This is a genomic window from Acetoanaerobium sticklandii (assembly GCF_000196455.1).
In the GTDB taxonomy this organism is placed as follows: Bacteria; Bacillota; Clostridia; order Peptostreptococcales; family Filifactoraceae; genus Acetoanaerobium; species Acetoanaerobium sticklandii.
In genome coordinates this window covers 950,323-971,626 of sequence record NC_014614.1, presented here as the reverse complement: position 1 = coordinate 971,626, position 21,304 = coordinate 950,323, and the positions used below count along the sequence as shown (strand labels likewise).

Annotated in this window: 16 protein-coding genes and 1 riboswitch; of the genes, 7 read left to right on the top strand and 9 right to left on the bottom strand. The window is 33.2% G+C overall.

The window, feature by feature from the left end:
• Positions 1–120: 120 nt before the first annotated feature.
• Positions 121–393, bottom strand: coding sequence for a hypothetical protein (locus CLOST_RS04400; RefSeq protein WP_013361053.1), 273 nt, complete (start codon positions 391–393; stop codon positions 121–123).
• 181 nt (positions 394–574) lie between these two features.
• Between CLOST_RS04400 and CLOST_RS04395 the strand changes: the two genes are divergently transcribed.
• Positions 575–1,222, top strand: a complete 648-nt coding sequence (locus CLOST_RS04395; RefSeq protein ID WP_013361052.1) for an Mpv17/PMP22 family protein — start codon at positions 575–577, stop codon at positions 1,220–1,222.
• Positions 1,223–1,271: 49 nt separating this feature from the next.
• Complete coding sequence (gene rsmH / locus CLOST_RS04390; RefSeq protein ID WP_013361051.1) at positions 1,272–2,318, top strand: 16S rRNA (cytosine(1402)-N(4))-methyltransferase RsmH; 1,047 nt, start codon at positions 1,272–1,274, stop codon at positions 2,316–2,318.
• A gap of 64 nt (positions 2,319–2,382) precedes the next feature.
• On the opposite strand, the gene CLOST_RS04385 is transcribed toward rsmH, so the two are convergent.
• Complete coding sequence (locus CLOST_RS04385) at positions 2,383–3,891, bottom strand: DUF1846 domain-containing protein (RefSeq protein WP_013361050.1); 1,509 nt, start codon at positions 3,889–3,891, stop codon at positions 2,383–2,385.
• 352 nt (positions 3,892–4,243) lie between these two features.
• Here CLOST_RS04385 and CLOST_RS04380 point away from each other — a divergent pair, with 352 nt between their 5' ends.
• Complete coding sequence (locus CLOST_RS04380; protein WP_013361049.1) at positions 4,244–6,583, top strand: putative bifunctional diguanylate cyclase/phosphodiesterase; 2,340 nt, start codon at positions 4,244–4,246, stop codon at positions 6,581–6,583.
• A gap of 87 nt (positions 6,584–6,670) precedes the next feature.
• Here the strand turns inward: CLOST_RS04380 and CLOST_RS04375 are convergent, their stop codons facing one another.
• Complete coding sequence (locus tag CLOST_RS04375; protein ID WP_013361048.1) at positions 6,671–7,210, bottom strand: 4Fe-4S dicluster domain-containing protein; 540 nt, start codon at positions 7,208–7,210, stop codon at positions 6,671–6,673.
• Positions 7,211–7,234: 24 nt separating this feature from the next.
• A complete protein-coding gene (locus CLOST_RS04370; protein ID WP_013361047.1) occupies positions 7,235–9,334 on the bottom strand; it encodes a formate dehydrogenase H subunit alpha, selenocysteine-containing in 2,100 nt (699 codons plus the stop codon).
• Positions 9,335–9,507: 173 nt separating this feature from the next.
• Positions 9,508–9,630, top strand: a riboswitch (molybdenum cofactor riboswitch).
• Positions 9,631–9,699: 69 nt separating this feature from the next.
• On the opposite strand from CLOST_RS04370, the gene CLOST_RS04360 reads away from it, so the two are divergent.
• The 3 genes from CLOST_RS04360 (at position 9,700) to CLOST_RS04350 (ending at position 12,090) form a co-directional block, all read left to right on the top strand.
• On the top strand, positions 9,700–11,439 hold the full coding sequence (locus tag CLOST_RS04360) for an aldehyde ferredoxin oxidoreductase C-terminal domain-containing protein (RefSeq protein ID WP_013361046.1): 1,740 nt from the start codon (positions 9,700–9,702) through the stop codon (positions 11,437–11,439).
• Positions 11,440–11,512: 73 nt separating this feature from the next.
• Complete coding sequence (locus CLOST_RS04355; RefSeq protein ID WP_231853142.1) at positions 11,513–11,845, top strand: MoaD/ThiS family protein; 333 nt, start codon at positions 11,513–11,515, stop codon at positions 11,843–11,845.
• Positions 11,846–11,865: 20 nt separating this feature from the next.
• The gene (locus CLOST_RS04350) at positions 11,866–12,090 is read left to right on the top strand and encodes a MoaD/ThiS family protein (protein WP_013361044.1); all 225 of its coding nucleotides are present in this window, start codon (positions 11,866–11,868) and stop codon (positions 12,088–12,090) included.
• Between the two features lie 25 nt (positions 12,091–12,115).
• On the opposite strand, the gene CLOST_RS04345 is transcribed toward CLOST_RS04350, so the two are convergent.
• The 4 genes from CLOST_RS04345 to scfA all read right to left on the bottom strand — a co-directional run bounded on the left by CLOST_RS04345 (position 12,116) and on the right by scfA (position 17,483).
• Entirely contained in the window at positions 12,116–14,350 is a 2,235-nt protein-coding gene (locus CLOST_RS04345; protein ID WP_330360766.1) for a DNA topoisomerase, read from the bottom strand.
• A 38-nt stretch (positions 14,351–14,388) separates the two neighbouring features.
• A complete protein-coding gene (locus CLOST_RS04340; RefSeq protein WP_013361042.1) occupies positions 14,389–15,876 on the bottom strand; it encodes an aminotransferase class I/II-fold pyridoxal phosphate-dependent enzyme in 1,488 nt (495 codons plus the stop codon).
• On the bottom strand, positions 15,873–17,258 hold the full coding sequence (gene scfB / locus CLOST_RS04335; protein WP_157858320.1) for a thioether cross-link-forming SCIFF peptide maturase: 1,386 nt from the start codon (positions 17,256–17,258) through the stop codon (positions 15,873–15,875). Before scfB ends, CLOST_RS04340 begins: the two co-directional genes overlap by 4 nt.
• 75 nt (positions 17,259–17,333) lie before the next feature.
• A complete protein-coding gene (scfA, locus tag CLOST_RS13760; RefSeq protein WP_013361040.1) occupies positions 17,334–17,483 on the bottom strand; it encodes a six-cysteine ranthipeptide SCIFF in 150 nt (49 codons plus the stop codon).
• Positions 17,484–17,663: 180 nt separating this feature from the next.
• Between scfA and CLOST_RS04330 the strand changes: the two genes are divergently transcribed.
• Complete coding sequence (locus CLOST_RS04330; RefSeq protein WP_013361039.1) at positions 17,664–17,960, top strand: YciI family protein; 297 nt, start codon at positions 17,664–17,666, stop codon at positions 17,958–17,960.
• Between the two features lie 640 nt (positions 17,961–18,600).
• Here the strand turns inward: CLOST_RS04330 and CLOST_RS04325 are convergent.
• Complete coding sequence (locus CLOST_RS04325; RefSeq protein WP_013361038.1) at positions 18,601–20,976, bottom strand: P-loop NTPase family protein; 2,376 nt, start codon at positions 20,974–20,976, stop codon at positions 18,601–18,603.
• Positions 20,977–21,304 lie beyond the last annotated feature (328 nt).

Below are 21,304 nucleotides of genomic sequence, written 5' to 3'. Positions count from 1 at the left end.
CAATCATAATTAAAATTAATATTTATTATATATTTATACATTATTTTTATTATACAACGTAGGTTTTGATATAGCAATTAATTCGAATCATAATAATTTGTTTTTTCTGAAAACTAAGGTTTATGTTCCCATAACTTTAATTGCCCCTACTATTGTACCGAGTATAATAATACAAAGACTTGCTAGCTTGATTAGCTCTATCACTATGTTTTGCCATGCGCTTCCCATCTCATTTTGTGAATTATTTGCTGATAAATTTAAGTTGTGAAGCTCTTTTATACTTGTCTTAATTTCTTCAATATCTGCCTGAATCATTTTTACATAGGTTCTAGTTTCAGCCTGTGAGGTTTCTAAATCTCTAAGCCTTTTATCTTGCTCTAATATTTCCTGCATAATAATAACCTCCGTTTCCTTTTTTAACTTTAAATTGAACTTGATTAATTAAATTTCTTCTAACTATATATATGGAAATTTTGTAGTATAAAGATAGTAAGTAAAAAAATCCCTTGGGTTTATAAAAAAGAATGGTTATAATCATAATTAGACAAAATTAATAAGAAAAGGAGTGCTTTATTTGAAAAAAGGTGATTTTATATGGGGAATTATACTTTTATCTGTTGCTTTATTTATACTGATGCCTGCTACTCACATAATATTTGTTGATTTTACTGCAGGTCATCCTTATATCAGTGGATTTATTAAGTTTGGAATACTTGCTACAATGGGAGAAATGTTAGCTATCAGGATATCAGTAGGTGACTGGAAAAAACCAGCTGGTTTAATCTACAGAGCGATAATTTGGGGTTTTCTAGGTATAGTAATAACTCTTATGTTCCAAATATTTGCAGCTGGAGTTACTGGTGCTTTGGAAAAAGGCTATCTACCTGGTAAAGGGTCTAGCTTTGCATTTGCTTTCTTTGTAAGCTCAATTATGAACCTTACCTTTGCTCCTACATTTATGGCTTTTCACAGATTTACAGATACCTATATAGATATGGTATATGAAGGAATAAAAAATATAAAAGCTGTAGATGTTGTTGGAAGAATAGATTTTAAAGGCTTTGTTTCTTTTGTACTTATAAAAACAGTTCCTTTATTTTGGATACCAGCTCACACTATAACATTTATGCTTCCTCCTGAGTACAGAGTATTGACAGCAGCATTTTTATCACTAGCTCTTGGAATACTACTTGCGATGGGCAAAAGAGGCGGAAAAAAGTAATAAATCCGCTTTATTTAGATACGTTTATATAACAAAGGAGTTATTTCTTATGACTGAAAACCAAAAACCTAAAAGGCGAACTCGCTACAAAGGTACTCATCCTAAAACATTTAAAGAAAAATATAAAGAGCATGACCCAGAAAAATATTCTGATGAAATTGAAAAAGCAATTCAAAGAGGAAATACTCCTGCAGGTATGCATATCTCAATTGCGGTAAATGAAATCTTAGAATTCTTTCAAATCAAACCTGGTCAAATTGGTTTTGATGCAACTCTTGGTTATGGTGGTCACACACTTGAAATGCTTAAATGCCTCGAGCATCAAGGCTGTATTTTTGCCACGGATGTAGACCCAATCGAATCTCAAAAAACAAAAGCACGTCTTGAATCGCTTGGATATGGTGAAGATATGCTTAAAATTAGAAATATGAACTTTTCTGAAATAGATAAGATTTCTAAGGAAGCTGGAAAATTCGATTTTATTCTTGCTGATTTAGGTGTATCCTCTATGCAGATTGATAATCCTGATAGAGGTTTTACTTACAAAAGAGAAGGCCCTCTAGATTTACGTCTAAATCCAGAAAAAGGAATTTCGGCGGCAGAGCGCCTAAAAGAAATGAATCAATATGAAATAGAGGGTATGCTTTTAGAAAACTCTGATGAGCCTCATGCAGAGATAATTTCAAAAGCAATTATTAAAAGATTTGAAGAAGGCGAAAAAATAGAAACAACTAGCCAGCTTAGAGACTTAATAGAAGATACTCTTAGCTTTATACCTTCTAAGGATCGTGAGCAAGAAATCAAAAAAACTTGCCAGCGTGTTTTTCAGGCTTTACGAATTGATGTAAATCAAGAATTTGAAGTTCTTTATGATTTCCTTGAAAAGCTGCCAGCTGTATTAGCTCCAAATGGAAAAGTTCTAATTATGTCCTTCCACTCTGGAGAAGATCGTTTAGTGAAAAAATCATTCAAAAATTATTATCGTGAAGGTATTTATTCAGAAATATCAACTGATGTAATTAGACCTTCGGCTGAAGAATGTAATAGAAATCCAAGAGCACGTTCAACAAAGATACGCTTTGCTATTCGTGCTTAATATAATAAAATGGCGGCCACACTAAATCTGAAGTGTGACCGCCATTTTATTGTGAATTCAAATTTTAATTGTTATAATACAAGCTCTCAGATGCAAACTCTGCATCACTAGTTACGTCGATTCCTAGCTGTCTGTATGTTTGCTCATCTACTGCAGACAAAATAGTTGTGCTATGAGCTTGGCAGTTTTTAAGCATTAGCAGTTTTTCCATAGCAATCTGAGCAGTATGGTTTGTAGCTGCGCAAATGCTTAATGCTATAAGAATCTCTTCGCTATTTAAGTAGCTAGTTGAATTTCCGCTCATTTTACATTTAAGCTCTCTTATAGGCTCTAATATAACTGGAGATATCAAATGAATTTCATCAGATATATTTCCATAGTATTTTATTGCGTTTAGAAGGGCTGCAGCTGCTGCATCCATTACTTCAGAAGCCTTTCCTGTAAGTATAGTTCCATCATTAAGCTCTATAGCCATAGCAGAACCTACGCAGTTTTCGCCTTCCTCTTCTTTTAATTTAGTTGAACGCTCTCTAGCAGGAAGTACAACTTTTCTGTCTTCTGGCTTTAGGCTCAGTTCTTCCATGATAAGCTTAATACGCTCTAAGCTATCAGTGTCTGCATATCCTTTTTTATATTCACAAGCAACCTTGAAATATCTTCTAATGATTTCTTGCTTTGAGGCTTCCTGAACAACTTCATCATCCACAATTCCGTAACCCACTCTATTAACGCCCATATCCGTAGGTGATTTGAAAACTGATTCTTTTTTAGTTATTCTCTCAATAATTCTCTTTAATACAGGAAAAGTCTCTATGTCTCTGTTATAATTAACAGCTATTTGATTATATGCATCCACATGGAAAGAGTCTATCATGTTTATATCTTTTAAATCTACTGTAGCAGCTTCATAAGCTATGTTTAAAGGATGCTTTAAAGGCACATTCCACACAGGAAAAGTCTCGAATTTTGAATAGCCCGCTATTTTTCCATTTTTATTTTCATGGTAAAGCTGGCTAAGACAAGTTGCAAGTTTTCCACTTCCTGGTCCTGGTGCTGTTACTACTACTATTGGCTTTGTAGTTTCTATGTATGGATTTTTTCCATAGCCTTCGTCACTTACTATTGTATCTACATCTGTAGGATAGCCTTTTGTTGCTCTGTGTGTATATACCTTTATGTTTCTTCTTTCTAGCTTGTTCATAAAGATATTGGCAGAAGGCTGATCTTCATATCTAGTAATAACTACGCTATTTACATCTAGTCCATAGCTTCTAAGATCGTCGATTAATCTTAGTACATCTAAGTCGTAAGTAATACCAAAATCGCCTCTAATCTTGTTTCGCTCAATATCCCCTGCGTAAACACAAATTATTACTTCTAACTTGTCTTTAAGTTTTTGAAGCAGCTTAATTTTAGCATTTTCATCAAAGCCTGGAAGTACTCTTTTTGCATGCATGTCAAAAAGTAACTTTCCACCAAACTCTAAATAGAGCTTGTCATAGTCATTTACTCTCTCGAGTATAAATTTAGACTGTTCTTCAAGATACTTCTTCGGATCAAAGCCAATTTTCATATTCACTCTTCCTTTCCCCATATAAAATTAATAAAGAAATATTATGCCATATCCGATATAAAAAGTAAACCGGTTAGTTTTCATATTCTTATGTTTTTTTGTATGTATCTTGTATCCATTTAGTAATATATCCAAGGTAATTATTTTAATTTCACATTCTTTTGAGATAATTTTTCTTATATATAATTAATAATTATAATTAGTCCCAAAGTGCTATAATTAGAAAAAAAGGACTTAAAATTTTACCTCATCATAAAGAGCCATACAAATTGTTCATAAGTCAAGTTAACATTATTATATAAACAATAAAAATCAACAGAAGCTATCTGCTATCATTCGGAAAGGAAGGGCTATGAGCAAAACTAAATTGCCACTTAAGATATATATACTGATTGTAATTTTTTTATGTCATCTTTTATCAGTAACCTATGAAAGTGATTTATATGGAAATATATTTTCCCCTATAGTTGCTTTTTATTCCTCTTATGTAATCTATTCCAGTGTTAAAAAAAGAGCTCAGAAGGAAACTGATTTAACCTGGTATTTTCTATTTGCCTTCACTTTCCTTTGGGGAATAATAGATACCCTTTGGCTTATTTATGACTCATTTTTAAGTATTGATGTCTATGATACTCTCATTCCTTCACTATATACTTTCCCGAGCATTATTCTTGCTGGACTAGTGCTGTATGTTTTTGGAAGAGTTCATAAAAAATGGAATAAATTTCAGTTACTAACAGATATTACTGGAATAGGGATAATATTGATGATATTAATCTGGTCCTTTATATTTTCAAAGACTAGTATGAGATATGAATCAAATTTTGATTTTATTAACACAATAGCTTATATGCTCACTGATTTTATAGCTCTTGCATCCTATATAGTTTTTTATTCATCCGCAAGAAAAAAGAAAACTCCTATAAGCTTTAATATTGTTTTCTTAGGTATATTCATCTACACCTTTACTGATTTTTACTATGCTTATTTAGACTTAACAGAAACCTATATTGCCAATACACTAATTGACTCTTCATATACCTTAACATGTATGTTATTAGCTTTAGGTTCATATTTTAGAAGTATTCGTCCAATAAAAGATACCTCCACTCAGACTTATGATGGTTTGCCATATAACTATGGAAACTCAAAAAAATTCCAAATTCTTGTTATTTTACCTATATTAGTGCTCCTATATCCTTTTGTTGGTTGGCATAATTTTCTTATGATTTTAATCATTATAGGCGTACATCAGCTTACTAGCAGATATATACAAGTATCTATAAAAACTGACTACCTTCTAAAAAAAGAACAGCATATTAACGAATATCTAGAGCAAGCAATTCAGGAAAAAATTTCTGATTTAAAGCTTGCAAATAAAGCTCTAGAAGAAATATCCAACAAAGATGGGCTTACTGGACTATATAACCGAAGATATTTTTTAAATAATTTAGATGAGCTTATAAATGACGCTTCTTGCTCCAAATTTGCACTTCTCTATATGGATATGGATAGATTTAAGGCTATCAATGATACTCATGGACATGAAGTTGGTGATCAAGTCCTTTATAGCCTGAGTAAAAGATTTACTAACCACTGCAAAGAGAACTGTACCGTTTACAGGGTTGGTGGAGATGAATTTGCAGTTATAGTCAAGAACTACGAGGATACTTCATATTTGTACGATATTATTGATTCTCTGCTAAAAATATCAGAATTTCCTATAAAAATTCCTCCTTATGTATTTAACGTTAGCCTAAGCATAGGAATTTCAAAATATCCTAAGGATGCTAAAGATAGAGGAACTCTGCTAAAATACGCTGATATTGCTATGTATGAGGCAAAAATATCTCACAATAATCAAAAATACTTTTTCTTTGACAGTGATTTAAGTGAAAAGGTTCAAAAGAAACATAGCTTAGAGGTTATGCTAAAAAATTCAAATTTCGATAAAGAATTCAAGTTATACTATCAGCCACAATATAGAACTTCAGATAATAAATTAGTCGGAATGGAAGCTCTTCTAAGATGGATTCATCCTGAAGAAGGTTTTATTTCACCAGCTGACTTTATACCTATAGCTGAAGAAACTGGAATTATATTCAGTCTCGGCGAATGGGTAATTAATCAAGCAATGTGTCAAGCAAAAGCTTGGAATCAAAAATATAATATGGATTTACAGGTTGGTATTAATATTTCTCCACTTCAAATTGAAAACTCAGATTTTGTTAATAGGATAAGACAAAAAATCCACGACGAAGATATTAAACCAGAATGGATAGATATAGAAATAACCGAGGGTGTAGCTATGAGCTCTCAAGTTTCTATGGAAGAGATATTCTCTGGCTTAGCAAACATAGGAATAAGTATATCAATAGACGATTTTGGTACTGGATACTCATCTCTGAGCTATATTAAGAGATTTGATATCGATAGACTTAAAATAGCAAAAGAGCTAATTGACAATATTGCTGAAGATAAAAATACTCTGCTCATAGTAAAAGCTATAATCATGATGGCTAGAGGAATGGGATTAAAAACAATAGCAGAAGGGGTAGAAGACTCAAATCAACTAGAAATATTAAAAGTGCTAGAATGCGATGAAATTCAAGGCTATATATTTGGAAGACCTGTTCCACCAGAAATATTTGAGCTAGAGCATATAGATAAAACTATTCACTCTTCAAATTAATACAATCGAATATTGCTAATTAATTCCAAAAATCTTATTGTATTGAAAAAAGGTCCAGCTAAAATTTTTAGCTGAACCTTTTATTATTTATACCGTTCTTAAAGCATTTGCTTTTCTTTTATTTTTACTTATTTCATTTATATCTTTTTGCTCTACTAAGATAAAAGCTTCAGCTGGGCATATCTCTACACATGCTGGTCCGCCTTCTCTTCCTACACATAAGTCGCATTTTATGGCTACCATAGGTTCCAAATTTGTTGTGTCGCTTAGCTTTGACTCTTTTTTCATGGTTGCTTCATCATGAACCATATTCATTGCTCCAATAGGGCAAGCTAAAATACAAGTCTTACAGCCTATACACTGCTCAGTCTTTATTATTATTTTATCGTCTTGATGTATTATCCCAGATACTGGGCATACATTGGCACATGGCGCATCCTCACATTGTCTACACTGAATAGGAGTCGTAACTATATCTGCTCTAATCAGATTTACTCTAGGTGAAAATGGTATCTCGTCCTTATTTGCTGTAACTACGGATTTATCGATATGAGCTACTGCGCATGCTATCTCACAAGCCTTACATCCTATACATTTTTTAGGATTTGCTATAACAAAAGTATTCATCTATACTCCCTCCCCTTTACTATCCTACACTGCATTTTGAGTTTCTTTTTTAAAGATTTTTCTTTTTTGACATCCAAAATCAGAAAAATCTAGTTTTTTTACATTAACTGAGCACACCTTGTACTCAGGAGTTTGTGTGATAGGATCTGCGGCACTATTTGTCAAAATATTACCTGGATTTTCAGTAAAGTGGAAAGTAATAAAAGTCAAGCCTTCTGGTACTCTGGTTGTAACTTGAGCTTTAGTTATAAGTGAACCTCTGCGAGTTGTTACAGATACCTCATCTCCATCTTCTATGTTTAAGTTCGCAGCATCTACAGGATTTATTTCTATAGATTCCTCTGGATGAGTTCCATTAAGTCCCCAGCAGCGCCTTGTCATAGTTCCAGTATGATAATGAGCCACTACCCTTCCAGTAGTAAGCATAAGTGGATACTCTTTATCAGGCATTTCAGCTGGGTCTCTATGTTCTATTGCAGAAAACTTTCCTAATCCTCTAGAAAATTTCCCTATGTGTAATATCGGTGTTCCTTTATGGTCTTCAGTAGGACATGGCCAAGAAATGACTTCATTTTCTATTCTGCCATACGTAATTCCTGCATAGCTAGGAGTTACAGTTCTTATTTCATTGAATATTTCTTCAGGAGATTTATAATCGCTAGGATATTCCATAGAAGAAATCAGCTTGCTGAGTATCAACCAGTCAGGCATAGAGTTTCCTATAGGCTCAACTGCCTTTCTTATTCTTTGAACTCTTCTGTCTGTTCCACTAAAGGTTCCATCTTTTTCTGCAAAGCTTGCTCCTGGTAGTACTACATCTGCAAGCTCAGCTGTCTCAGTCAAAAATATATCCTGGACGATAAGGCAGTCAAGATGCTCTAAGCAATGCTTTACATGAGTAACATCTGGATCACTTCTAACTGGGTTTTCTCCAAATACATATAAAACCTTCACATTATCTTTCATTATTTCATTAAGAACTGACGGAATAGTAAGCCCAACTTTATCGCTAAGTGGCTTATTCCACGCTTTTTCAAATTTTTCTTTTATTGCTGGGTCCGTAACTGCTTGATATCCTGGATAAACGTTAGGAAGAGCTCCCATATCACAAGCCCCTTGAACGTTGTTTTGTCCTCTAAGTGGGTTTACTCCAGCTTTTGGCTTTCCAAGATTTCCAGTAACCATAGCTAGATTTGCAACAGAAAGCACATTGTCTACTCCTGTAGTATGCTGTGTGATTCCCATAGTGTAGTAGGAAGCAGTATTGTTTGATTTTGCAATTATTCTAGCTGCTTCTCTTATTTTTTCAGCTGGAACCTTTGTGATTTTTTCACTGTATTCTGGCGTATATTTAAGAACCGTTTCTTTCATCTGCTCAAAGTTTTCAGTCCTAGTATTTATAAATTCATTGTCTGCTAGATTCTCATTCAAGATTACATTTATCATAGCATTAAGAAGTGCTACGTCAGTACCAGGCTTTTGTCTTAACCATACATCAGCATGCATAGCCAAATCAGTTTTTCTAGGGTCTGCTACTACAAGCTTGGTTCCCCTATCCTTTGCTTGAAGTAATTTTAGTCCAATAATAGGATGACATTCAGTCGTGTTTGTCCCTATTGCAAAAATCGCATCTTTTTCATCCATCAAATCAATTTCGTCTATAGAGTTTGTCATTGCTCCACTGCCAAAAGCTGTGCCCAGACCGGACACTGTAGGTGCATGTCAGAGTCTAGCGCAGTGGTCAATATTATTAGTCCCAATAGCTGCTCTCATTAATTTCTGCATTAAATAGTTTTCTTCATTAGTGCATCTCGCCGAGCTAAATGAAGCTATACTGTCTGGTCCATGGTCTTTTATGGTTGATTTTAGCTTTGAAGTTATAAATTCAAAAGCTTCTTCCCAAGATACTTCCTCTAGCTTTTCGTTCCTTCTTATCATTGGATTTTTTAGTCTGTCTTTGTGATGTACAAAGTCAAAACCAAAATGTCCTTTTGAACAAAGCTTTCCCCCATTTACTGCATTTTTTTCATTCGGAGTTACACTAACTATCTCTCCATCTTTAACGTTAAGATAAAAAGTACAACCCGAGCCACAGTATGGACAGGTAGTCAAAACACTCTGCATCTTACATCCCCCATTCCCTTTACTAATCCTTAATGAGAATATTTATTAAGAAAAACTGTATAAAAATAATATAGCATAAATTTAACAAAGTATAAACATTTTAATTGTAAACCTTAATGAGGAATCAAAAATAGACAAATCGTCGCTTTTGTGATAATATAAAAATAATCAGAATAATCAAACTTATCCGAGCTAACTATTCTAAAGTATTGAAATATATGCCATGAAGGTTGGCCAATGGGTAGAGTAGGAAACTACGCTGCCTCCCGCTATTTGGAAAGGATGGGGTTAACACTGAATTTCACTGTTATCCTGTATAATCTGCTACGATTATACCTAAACCAAATTTAGAAGGAGGTTTTTTCATGCAAAAATTTATTAGAATTGACATGGCTACTCTAAAACACGAAATTACAGATGTGCCAGAAAAATATGCTGGACTAGGTGGTAGAGCACTTACTTCTAGCTTTGTAAATGACGAAGTTATCCCAACATGTCATGCACTTGGAAAAAACAACAAAATAATCTTCGCTCCAGGTCTACTTAGCGGAACATCTGCACCAAACTCTGGTCGTATGTCTGTAGGAGCTAAAAGTCCACTAACTGGAACTATTAAAGAATCAAATACTGGAGGTTCTTCTTCTCAAATGCTAGCTAAAATGGGAATTAAAGCATTTGTAATCGAAGGCAAACCAAGCGACGATAAGTTTTATGTAATTAAATTAGATATGAACGGCGTTACTATCGAGCCTGCTCCAGCTGAAATTTTAGGCGGTTGCGGAAACTATGATGCTATTCGTATACTAGGCGAAAAATATGGTTCTCACGTTGGAATTGCAATTATAGGACCTGCTGGTGAGCACAGACTTCCATCTGCAAATATTTCTTTCAAAGACCCTGAAGGTAATATTAGAAGTGCTGGTAGAGGTGGACTAGGAGCAGTACTTGGTTCTAAAAATGTAAAGGCTATAATCATAGATGAAACTGGAGCAAGCAAAGTACCAGTAGCTGACCCAGAAGCTTTCGCTGCTGCTTCTAAGGTTTTTGCAAAGGCTCTATTAGACCATCCAGTTGCAGGCCAAGGTCTTGCACTTTATGGTACAGATGTATTAGTTAATATTATTAATGAAGCAGGCGGACTTCCAGCAAACAACTTCACTGGTGGAAGAATAGACCACAATGACAATTTCTCTGGAGAAACTCTAAATGCAACTATCACTGAGCGTGGTGGAGATGGAAAAGTTTCACACGGATGTCATAAAGGATGCGTTATTCGTTGTTCTCAGTGGTATCCTGATAAACAAGGTAAATACATCACAAGTGGTTTTGAATATGAAACTATTTGGGGACTAGGCGCTGATGCTGGTATCAAAGATTTCGATACTATCGCATATATAGACCGCGCTATGGATGATGTAGGAGTTGACAGTATAGAAGTTGCTGTTGCTGTTGCTACTGCAATGGAAGGCGGATTAATTCCTTGGGGCGATGGAGAAAAAGTTCTTGAAATAGTTAAAGATATGGCTAATCCTACTCCACTTGCTAGAATCATAGCAGGAGGAACATCTATAGTTGGAAAAGTTTGCGGACTATATCGTGTTCCAGTAGTAAAAGACCAAGCAATCCCAGCGTATGATCCACGTGCTATCAAGGGTATCGGCTTAACATATGCTACTACTACTATGGGCGCAGACCACACTGCAGGATACTGTATCTCAGGAAACATCCTAAAAGTCGGAGCAGACATAGATCCTCTTAAAAAAGAAGGTCAAATAGAGTATGCACGTGCTATGCAAATCGGTACAGCTGCAATTGACAGTACTGGAATGTGTCTATTTGTATACTTTGGTATAGCAGACAGCCCAGCTGGCTATCAAGCTCTAATAGATATGATAAATGCTCAATACGGCCTTAGCTTAACTTCTGATGACGTAGATGAGCTAGGAAAGAATGTTCTTCGCGTTGAAAGAGACTTTAATAAACGTGCTGGCTTTACAAATTCACATGATAGATTGCCAGAATTTATGGAATATGAACCTATAGCACCACATAATGTAGTTTGGGATTTCAGCCCTGAAGAAATCGATGAAGTTATGAAGTTCTAATTGTAAAAAATGCTGAAAAGTCGGACATAGGTTCGGCTTTTCATATTTAACAGATGTTAATACAGGAGGCAAAATGATGGAAAACTCAAATAAAACAATAGAACTAAGAGGTTTTTTACAACTTGATGCCTTTTTAAAAAAGAAATTTGGAACCATGCCTGTATTTCTCGAAATCGATGGCCCTATAAGCGGTTTGGAACTCTCTAAACAGCTAGAAATCAAGCGAGACGATATCGAAGTAATTTTTGTAAACGGTTTTGTTCAGCAGGTAGATTATATAATCAATCCTGGAGACCGCGTAGCTTTTCTGCCACCTGGATGTCCTGGCCCTTATAGGATTGCTTTAGGCTTTTATGGAAAAAATCAAGGCAATGAAGCAAATTTTAAACTCAAGAAAGACACCTAGATATGATTTAGGAGGAAATTATGCAAATCACTGTTAAGCTCTTTGCAAACCTAAGAGAAAATAGAGAAAAAATAATGGATATGGACGTAAGTTCAGATACTACTGTCAAAGAAATAATTGAAAGCCTCGGAATTCCTCTGCAAGATGTAGCAATAATAATGATAAATGGAAGAGGAACTAATTTTGATGCTGTGCTTAAGTCTGATGATGTGCTTGCTCTTTTCCCACCTGTTGGCGGGGGTTAAACTATCATATAAAAAGCCACTAAATTTAGTGGCTTTTTGTGATTTCAAGTTCTCCATTACCGCTTTCTTTGAACTTAATATGAATATCCTTATTTTCAGAAGTGTGGACTTTGATGCTGTTTTTGTCTGAAGCTAAAAGCTCTTTTACCAAATCCCTAGATATATCCTCTTTAAGCTCAGGCAGGGAATTCTTCCAAAGAGTAAAATTGCAGCTTTGTTTCCAGTTAGTACAAAAATACGCTTTTGAATTTTCTTTTATTTTACCATCCTTGCAAAGTGGACAGCTTCCTAATGGAGTTTTATCTATCTCAGATGCTTTATTTTTAACATTAGTATTTTTTGTAAGAGTCAAAACTCTACTAGTATTTTTCTGGATATAGCTCTCTAATTTTTTCATGTACTCATCATTTTTTATGTCACCAGAAGCTATCATAGATAGCCCTTTTTCCCAGCTAGCTGTGAGCTCTGGTCTAAGTAGTGAAGGGATTGAGCCAGCAACTACGTCGTAGATTGATTCTCCTAAAGTTGTTGGGGTTAGAATTTGGGTTTTCTTATTGAGCGAAATATAATCTATTTTTTCCAGCTTACTCAATATCTCTGCTCTAGTAGCACTAGTTCCTATTCCACTTCCTTTGATTTGCTCTCTTAGCTCATCATCTTCGATTAGCTTTCCTGCATTTTCCATAGCAAGAATAATTGAACCTGAGTTATATCTCTTTGGCGGAGTCGTTTCCGATTCCTTGATGTCCAGCTCTTTAACTAAAACAGTTTGACCTTTTTTTAGCTTTTTCAAAATCTCAGCCTTATCCTGCTTTGAATCGTCTTCTTTCTTTTCATCGTTTAAAATCACTTGAAAACCTTCAGAGGTACATACTTTTGAAGTAGAAAAAAATCTTTCATCTTCAAGCTTTGTTGTAATCGAAAGTTGATTGTATATTGCAGGAGGAAAAAATATAGCCAAAAATCTCCTTACTATAAGTATGTATACTTCTTTTTCAATTCCTGGAAGCTTATTGTAGGTTGATAAACCTTGACCCGTCGGAATTATAGCGTAGTGGTCAGTTATAGCTTTATCATTTACATATTTGGTTTTTTCAAGGCCCTTATGTTTGTTACTATTAATAACCTCTAAAGCATACTCTGGCAGCGTCTTATCCTTTTCATCTAGTGATGCTACTTTATCTAGCTGAGTTAGACCTTTTAAATTTGAAAGGATTTCCTTGCAAACCGCAGTTGATAGAACTCTTGCATCTGTTCTAGGATAAGTAATGAGCTTTTTTTCATAAAGATTCTGGGCAATCTTTAGTGTCTGGTCAGGACTTTGCTTTAGCTTTTTAGAAAGCTCATTTTGTAGCTCTGCAAGATTGTATAAAAGAGGAGGATTTTTAGTTTCCTTCTTTTTCTTAACATCTTCAATTACAGGCTTTTCTTTAGAGGTTTTTAGTTCATTTACAAAGGTTTCAGCCAAAGCTTTGTCCGTAAATCCAACTTCCTTATAGATTTGATTTGAAAGGTGATATTTAGAGCCTTCTACAGCTTTCCACTCAGCATCGTAATCTATAGAGCCTTCAAATTCAAATAGAGCTTGAATCTTATAATATGGAAGCTTAACAAAATCTCTTATTTCTCTTTCTCTATTTACAATCATCCCTAAAACGCAGGTCATAACACGACCAACTGCTATGACTATGTGATCCTTTTCTAGCTTTTTAGCAAGAGTTCTTCCATAGCATAAGGTAAGAAGTCTAGAGAAATTTATTCCCATAAGATAATCTTCTTTTGCACGAAGAAATGCTGAATCAGCTAGGTTGTCATAGGCTTCTAGAGGCTTTGCATTTTTTACACCTTTTTTGATTTCATCTTCAGTTTGGGAATCAATCCAGACTCTCTTTTTCTCTTTTGATTTTGCATCCACCATCATGTCTACCAGTCTATATATATACTCTCCCTCTCTTCCAGAGTCAGTACATACATATATAGTAGTCACATCATCTCTATTCATCTGCTCTTTTATAATATCAAACTGTTTTTGAACATTTGCAATGATTTCATACTTATATTCTTCAGGTAAAAAAGGTAAGTCATGAAGTCTCCAAGCCTTGTACTTTATATCGTATTTTTCAGGATAGCTCATGGTCACAAGATGTCCTATACACCAAGTAACAATTGCATCAGAAGATTCGATATAGCCATCTCTTTTATTCCCTTTTATGCCTAGAGTCTTTGCAAATTCAAGTGCAACACTAGGTTTTTCCGCTATAAATAACGATTTGCTAATCGTAATCCTCCCCTTTCATCTTAAATCTTTATTACGTATATTTTATCTGCTTCCTTGGAAGATAAGCTTTTTGTAAGCTTAAGACTATCTGACTTTATAGCATTGATATAAGTGATTATCTCACTAGTTATCTCTTCTCCAGGTAATACAAGTGGCACTCCTGGAGGATAGGGTACAAGCGATTCTGCAGATACTCTTCCAATAGAATCATCCAGCTCAACAAGCTCTCTCTCTAGCTCTTCTGCTTCATGCCAATTGAGTATAGTCTTAGGCTTTGGCATCAGCTTATAGCTATTTATGTTAATTAAGTTACTATCTTTTCTAGCTTCATTTATATGAGCATTTAGTTGTGCCTCATAATTTGAATCTGCAAAAATATCCTTTAATGCCTTTACTAAGTTTTCATACATGATGCTAGTATCTGCTATAGTTCCAATTAAAACTATATTATTAAAATCTGCCATTTCCACTTGAATATTATACTTACTCCTTAAAAGCTCAGCCAAGTAATTACCCCTAAGAGGAGTATTTATAACAAGCCTAGTAAAATCATAGCTTTCATTTTCTAGATGGGTTTCATCTAAAACTCTTATCCCTCTGATGTCAGAAAGAGCTTCTTTTACCTTATCTATATTTGCCTTTAGCTCCCTCGTGAGCATTTCACCTTTAGTTTCCATTATATATCTAGCCATATCTATTGACGCTAAAAAAAGATAAGATGGACTGCTTGATTGAAACATCTGAAGCTTTGACTCTATCTTTTCTATTTGAGCATCAGATAGGCTATGTGATAAATTAAGTACCGCTGTCTGGGTAAGGGCTGGCAGAGTTTTATGAAAGCTGGTTACTGCAATATCAGCACCTAAACTAATGGCAGTCTCAGGAAGTAGTGAGCTAAAATTAAAGTGAGCTCCATGTGCCTCATCTACGAGCAGTAGCATATTATTTTCCTTGCATAGATTTGATATTTCCTTTATATATGCACAGGTTCCATAATAAGTAGGTGAAGTAATTACTACAGCTTTTGCATCTTTATTTTCCTTAATAACCTCAGCTAAATCATTGGCATCAACAGTAGAGGCAATATCAAAATCATTTATCACCTTAGGATAAACATATATGCTACTCAGGTTTCCTAAATAAATAGCTGTAAAAACTGATTTATGACAGTTTCTTTGAACTATAATCTTATCATTTTTATTAAGTAGCCCTAGTATCATACTGTAAATACCACAGGTACTGCCATTTACAAGCATGTAGCTTTTTTTGCTTCCCATAGCTTCTGCTAAAAGAACCTGAGCATCTTTTATCATCTCTTCAGCTTCATATAAATTGTCAGTCCCAGGAACCTCTGTCAAATCATAGCTATAAACATTGGCTTTTAAAAACTCCAGTTCTTCAAATATCCTTTGGTTTTGCTTATGTCCAGGCATATGAAAAGCTGTATTATTTTGGTTTTTATAAAATTCGAGTCCCTTAATTATAGGGACTCTGTCAAAATTTATCATACTAATGGCTCCAATTCATCTTGATTCATCATCACGCTAGCTTCGACCATAAGAGCACACTCTAGTCTTTTTCTTTGCATCTGACAACCAAGGTCGTAAGGCTTTAATATATCGTTGTTGAAATTAAATGCATTTGCATGGCATCCTCCTGAGCAGTAAAACTTTGCCCAGCATTTTGAACATTCATCTTTGGCATAGATATGCGCCTCTTTAAAGGTTTCTTGCATTTCTTTAGGAAGCTCAACCTTATCTGCCATTACATTTCCCATCTTAAATTCTTCTTGCCCTACAAATTGATGACATGGGTAGATGTCTCCCTCAGGTGTAATAGCAAGATATTCATTACCTGCTCCACAGCCCGTCATTCTCTTTATAACACAAGGTCCCTGAGATAAATCAACCATAAAGTGGAAGAATCTAAAAGGCTCATTATTAACTCTCATTTTTGAATATTCTACAGCTAGCTTTTCATATTCATCTAAGATTTTAGGCAGATCCTCTTCTCTAAGTGCGTAAGGATTAGATTCATCTCCTACTACTGGTTCTACTGATGTCAAATCAAAGCCTAAGTCCTTAAAGTGAAGAACATCTTTGCTAAAATCCATATTATCTCTAGTAAAAGTGCCTCTTACATAATAGTACTTGTCTTTTCGTTTTTCAATCAGCTTCTGAAACTTCGGAACGATAATATCATAGCTGCCTTTATCGTTTAAAGTCGGTCTCATATCATCATTGATAGACTTTCTTCCATCCAAGCTCAGTACCACATTGTGCATATGCTCGTTTACATAGTCTATAATCTCATCATCTAATAGAACTCCGTTTGTAGTGATTGTGAATCTAAAATTCTTTCCTTTTTCTTTTGCTAGCTCATTGCCATACTCAACTAGCTGCTTTACTACTTCAAAATTCATAAGTGGCTCTCCACCAAAGAAATCCACCTCTAGATTTTTTCTGCTTCCAGAATTATCAACTAAGTACTCTAAAGCTTTTTTTCCTACTTCAAAACTCATAATGGATTTAGCTCCACCAAAGTCTCCCTGAGATGCAAAGCAGTATTTGCATTTCAAGTTACAGTCATGAGCTATATGAAGACACATAGCTTTAACCACAGGTTCTCTATTTTTAAACGCATCTATATCAAGATAGTTATCAGGCGAATATAAAAGCCCATCTTCAACTAAACTTTTTATTTCATCAAAGGTTTCTTTTATCTCATCTAGAGTATACTTTGGAAGCTTTTTCGCAATTTTTTCTGCATCATTAAGTTCATAATAATCCAGCACGTCAAAAGTAATTTCATCTACAACGTGAACTGCTCCTCCATTTACATCTACTACTATATTTAAGTCGTTCATCGAAAACTTATGTATCAATTTAATTCCTCCTAGAATTTCACATGAGAAAAGGGAATAAAGCCCGATTGCTTTGATTCCCTCTCACAAAACTTACACTTACTATCTGCCTTCTCTTTCGCACTCTTGGTTAGCTACCGTACATGAAGTTTTACATGCAGATTGGCATGAAGTTTGGCACTCGCCACATCCGCCTTTAGCTGCGCTCTTCTTAAGTGTATCTTTTGAAAGCGTCTTTATATGCTTTTTCATGGCTCTACCTCCATAGATTGTTATGTATTAGCCTAAATATTATATCATATAATAGTAGATTTCGCTCAATTTTTTCATCAGTTTAACTTTTCATGCTCAAGTTCGAAATTTTCATACTATATCCCTATCAAATAAGTTGAGGTATAATATATTAAAACAGTACTTACGGGAGGGTAAAATATGCAATTTATAGTAACTGGATATGATGGAAATGATGATAAAGCCCTAGAACGCAGAATGAATGCTAGAGAAGCCCATCTTAACATGGTAGATGAAATGATAGAAAAGGGTCATGACCTATATGCTGCTGCACTTCTAGATGAAAGCGGAAATATGAAAGGCTCAATGATGGTTGTAGAATTTGCTTCAAGAGAGCAGTTAGATGCTTGGCTAAAAGTAGAGCCTTACATAATAAATAACGTGTGGCAAAGAGTAGAAATAGTCGAATGCAAGGTTGCGGCTGCATTTGTTAAATAGATTTTCAGCTTTTCTTTTTTATTCTAAAATCTAGTGAAGGCTTATTATAAGCCTTCACTAGTGAACTTCTTTATTTTTTCGATAGCAATGATATCTTCTCTAGGTTCCTTGAAAGGTAAATAAAGATGTCGCAGAGAGCTGGTATCCCATTGGCGGTAAGTTTTTTATCTATGCTTTATTTATTATAATACTAGTTTTCGTATCACTTATCTTTCTCTATTTATAAAGTTACAATGAATATAGAAAAAATTTACAGTTAAGGCTATAGAGTATAAAATTTAATAGTCTATCTATATTAAATTTTCATATTCTCTTTTTCCATGAACTATAGCAGATATAATAACTATCTTATATTCATCATTACTTTAAAAACACAAGATGTCTTTATAAAATTAATACTCTATACCCTTGCTTTCTCTAAATAAATTATCTCTGTACGCTTCTTGAATTAGGAAAATTCTGTAAACGATTTACAGTTTCTTCTATTTTATGCAAATATCTAAGAGCAATATCAATGCTTCCTAATTCATCTTAAATATAATATGTCTCTTAGCTATGCTTACAAACACAAGAGATAATAACATTGTTACACATCCACTAGAAAAATGTACAATACCAGTAATAGTATAACTATAAACATTTAACCTAATTTATCAAGCTCACCCAACCATTTATCCATTTTTTGTGAGCAAATCTCTAAGATTTTTTCTTTATTCTTCTCATCACTTCCATCAAAACAATTTGACCATTTTGATTGTAAGCTGTCGTGTTTATTAACTTCTTCTTTAACCTCATATACTTTTTTAATTCCTTCTTCAGTAATAAATTCTTTGAATTCATTCATCCTATAAGGCTTATGAGAGTGCAGTCCAACATATCCAACATAAGGAAAAAGTACAATTTCTTCAAAATCATTTCCTGTAACAATTATCCCATTTTGTAATGGTTTTTCATATGGTCTTGCATTTATTTTATTATTATATGGATAAAATAAAATAATTCCCATTACATTTTCACGTTTAACAACTTTCATTGCATCATCAATGCCATAGTTTGGATTGTAAAGTTCTTTGTTGGCATATCTCCATTCTTTTCTACCTATATACTTCTCTGAACTTGATTTATAGATTTGAATAAGCGATTTAACAAAGTCTTCATCAGAACATTCGTTTTCTTCAAGAAGTTTAGTAAATTCATTTTTTAAATAATTATTATTAATATGAGTCTTTTCTCCATTCACAAATTTATAATCTTGAATATTTAAAAAGTATTTCTCAGTGTTATTTGAATAAAAATTCATCTTCGAAGCAAAATCAGTTAAAAAGTCATGAATTTTATTCTGATACTTTGAGTGAAGACTAAAGTTAAATTCGTAATCAGAAAAATCTAAAAAGTTATAATAAATCTCTAAGTTCTGTTCTTCAAACAATTCTTTTAGTCTATTAAAATTAATTGTGATTTGTAGAGATTTAATCTTGTTTCTATTTAAAAAGCAATTTACAAATTCATCATATTCATCAATACTTATTTTCTCTACGTGGTCTAAAAGCTCAATTAGTTCCCAATAAAAATTTAGAAAAATTTCTTTATGATCACTTTTCAAATTTTTATAAAAATTTGAATTCATGAAAGAGTAAAAAATAAAGCCTTTAGGGGTACTATTTGAGTCATTTATTTTTTTGTTAACAACAAGTCCTCTATTATTCATTTTAACACTATAATATAGGTCTAAAATCTCAAAAAAATCATTACCGAAATGTATTCCTTTACTTCTACTTCTTGCAATAAAATCAACAAGATTTAGACTTCTTACAAGAATCATTTGATCTTTATGGATATAATCAGAATTCTCTTCAATAAAAATTCCTGAGTAAATATCTGTAATTAATAATGTTGTAATATTGCAATCTAAAAACAAACGTTTATTTTGATTTATAAGTTCAATTACTTCATTCATAGGATACTTGTCTAATTCATCTATAATAATAGAAATATTAAAGGTATCTGACATGCTTTTTAACAATCTCATTAGCTGTTTTTCTTTTATTTCCTCTGTAACTATTCCTTTTACTTCCTCGGATGTTGAAAATTTATCATTTAAACTATCCGATGATTCTAATCCAATTTTAGCAGTTAAAAAATGTAACTTTGCCTCCATATCTATAGAGCTATCTGCAGAAATATTTGATGTGGTTTCATTAATGTAATAAGTAATATTAGTTATCTCTAAATCAAACTGTTTCAATTGATCCATGGCAAGCTTGAAAAACTCATTTAATTCTAACATGTTTTCATTTAAAACATCTAGTTTATTTATTTTTTTTTCTATATTTAATATCCGTTTTTCTAGTTCTTTTAACTCTAAACATTTTTTAGGCTTTATTCCGATTTTATTTATAATTCTTTCTTTTATTGTTTCTTTCTTACAGTGATAATCTTTATAATCTTTAATATGATTTTCAAGTTTATCAATTTCATTAAGCAAATGATTGAATATATCATTTTCAAAATTAATATGTTCTGGCAAGTCTCTTAGGGACTCTTTTGTTCTTATATATAGTTTTTTTATATTGGATATCTTTGAACTCATAAATATATAATTACGTAAATAATTATTTTGAGATTCTTCTACTTGTATTTCCTCATCTTGGTTAAAAACATTTAAAGAAATTAATTGTGATTTTGGTAAAATAATATTTTCTATATCATTTTTTATCCGATCCATCTCCGTCTTTATTCCTATAGGTAATTGAATTAAGATTTCTCTTAGTAAATCTTTATTACTATTATAAAAAGGTATGTTTATAATTACACATAGTTTTTTGCTCCTAATATTTTCAATAGTATAATTTTTTAAACTTGATTTTCCAACTCCGTGGTTTCCATAAAGGACAAATATTCCTTTTTCTCGACTAAATATATTCTCTAGTTTGGAGATAACTTTACGCTCAAAAGGTAGTATTGTAAAATAATCCCTATGACTCTTGTTATAGGGAGCTACATATTTTTTTATCATTCAAAGGCACCTCTTTCTTTTATAAGATATATATTGAATATATTGTATTTTCAAGTGTTATTTGTTCTTTACCATTAAATTTAGATTTAAAGATATTTCAGTTTATTTCAATCATTTTATAATACTCTCGAGTTTTATGCTCTTTATTATAATAAAACATAATACCTCTCAAAATAAATAGTTTGGCTTGCTTCATCTTCTTTTGGATTTACATCACCAAGATGTGTTTTGATAGAAAAATGATACTAATACGCATTAATGTTAATTTTGCGAAAAGTTGTCCCTCCTAAAGCAAAGGTGGATCTATGTCAATATATTAGACACAAAA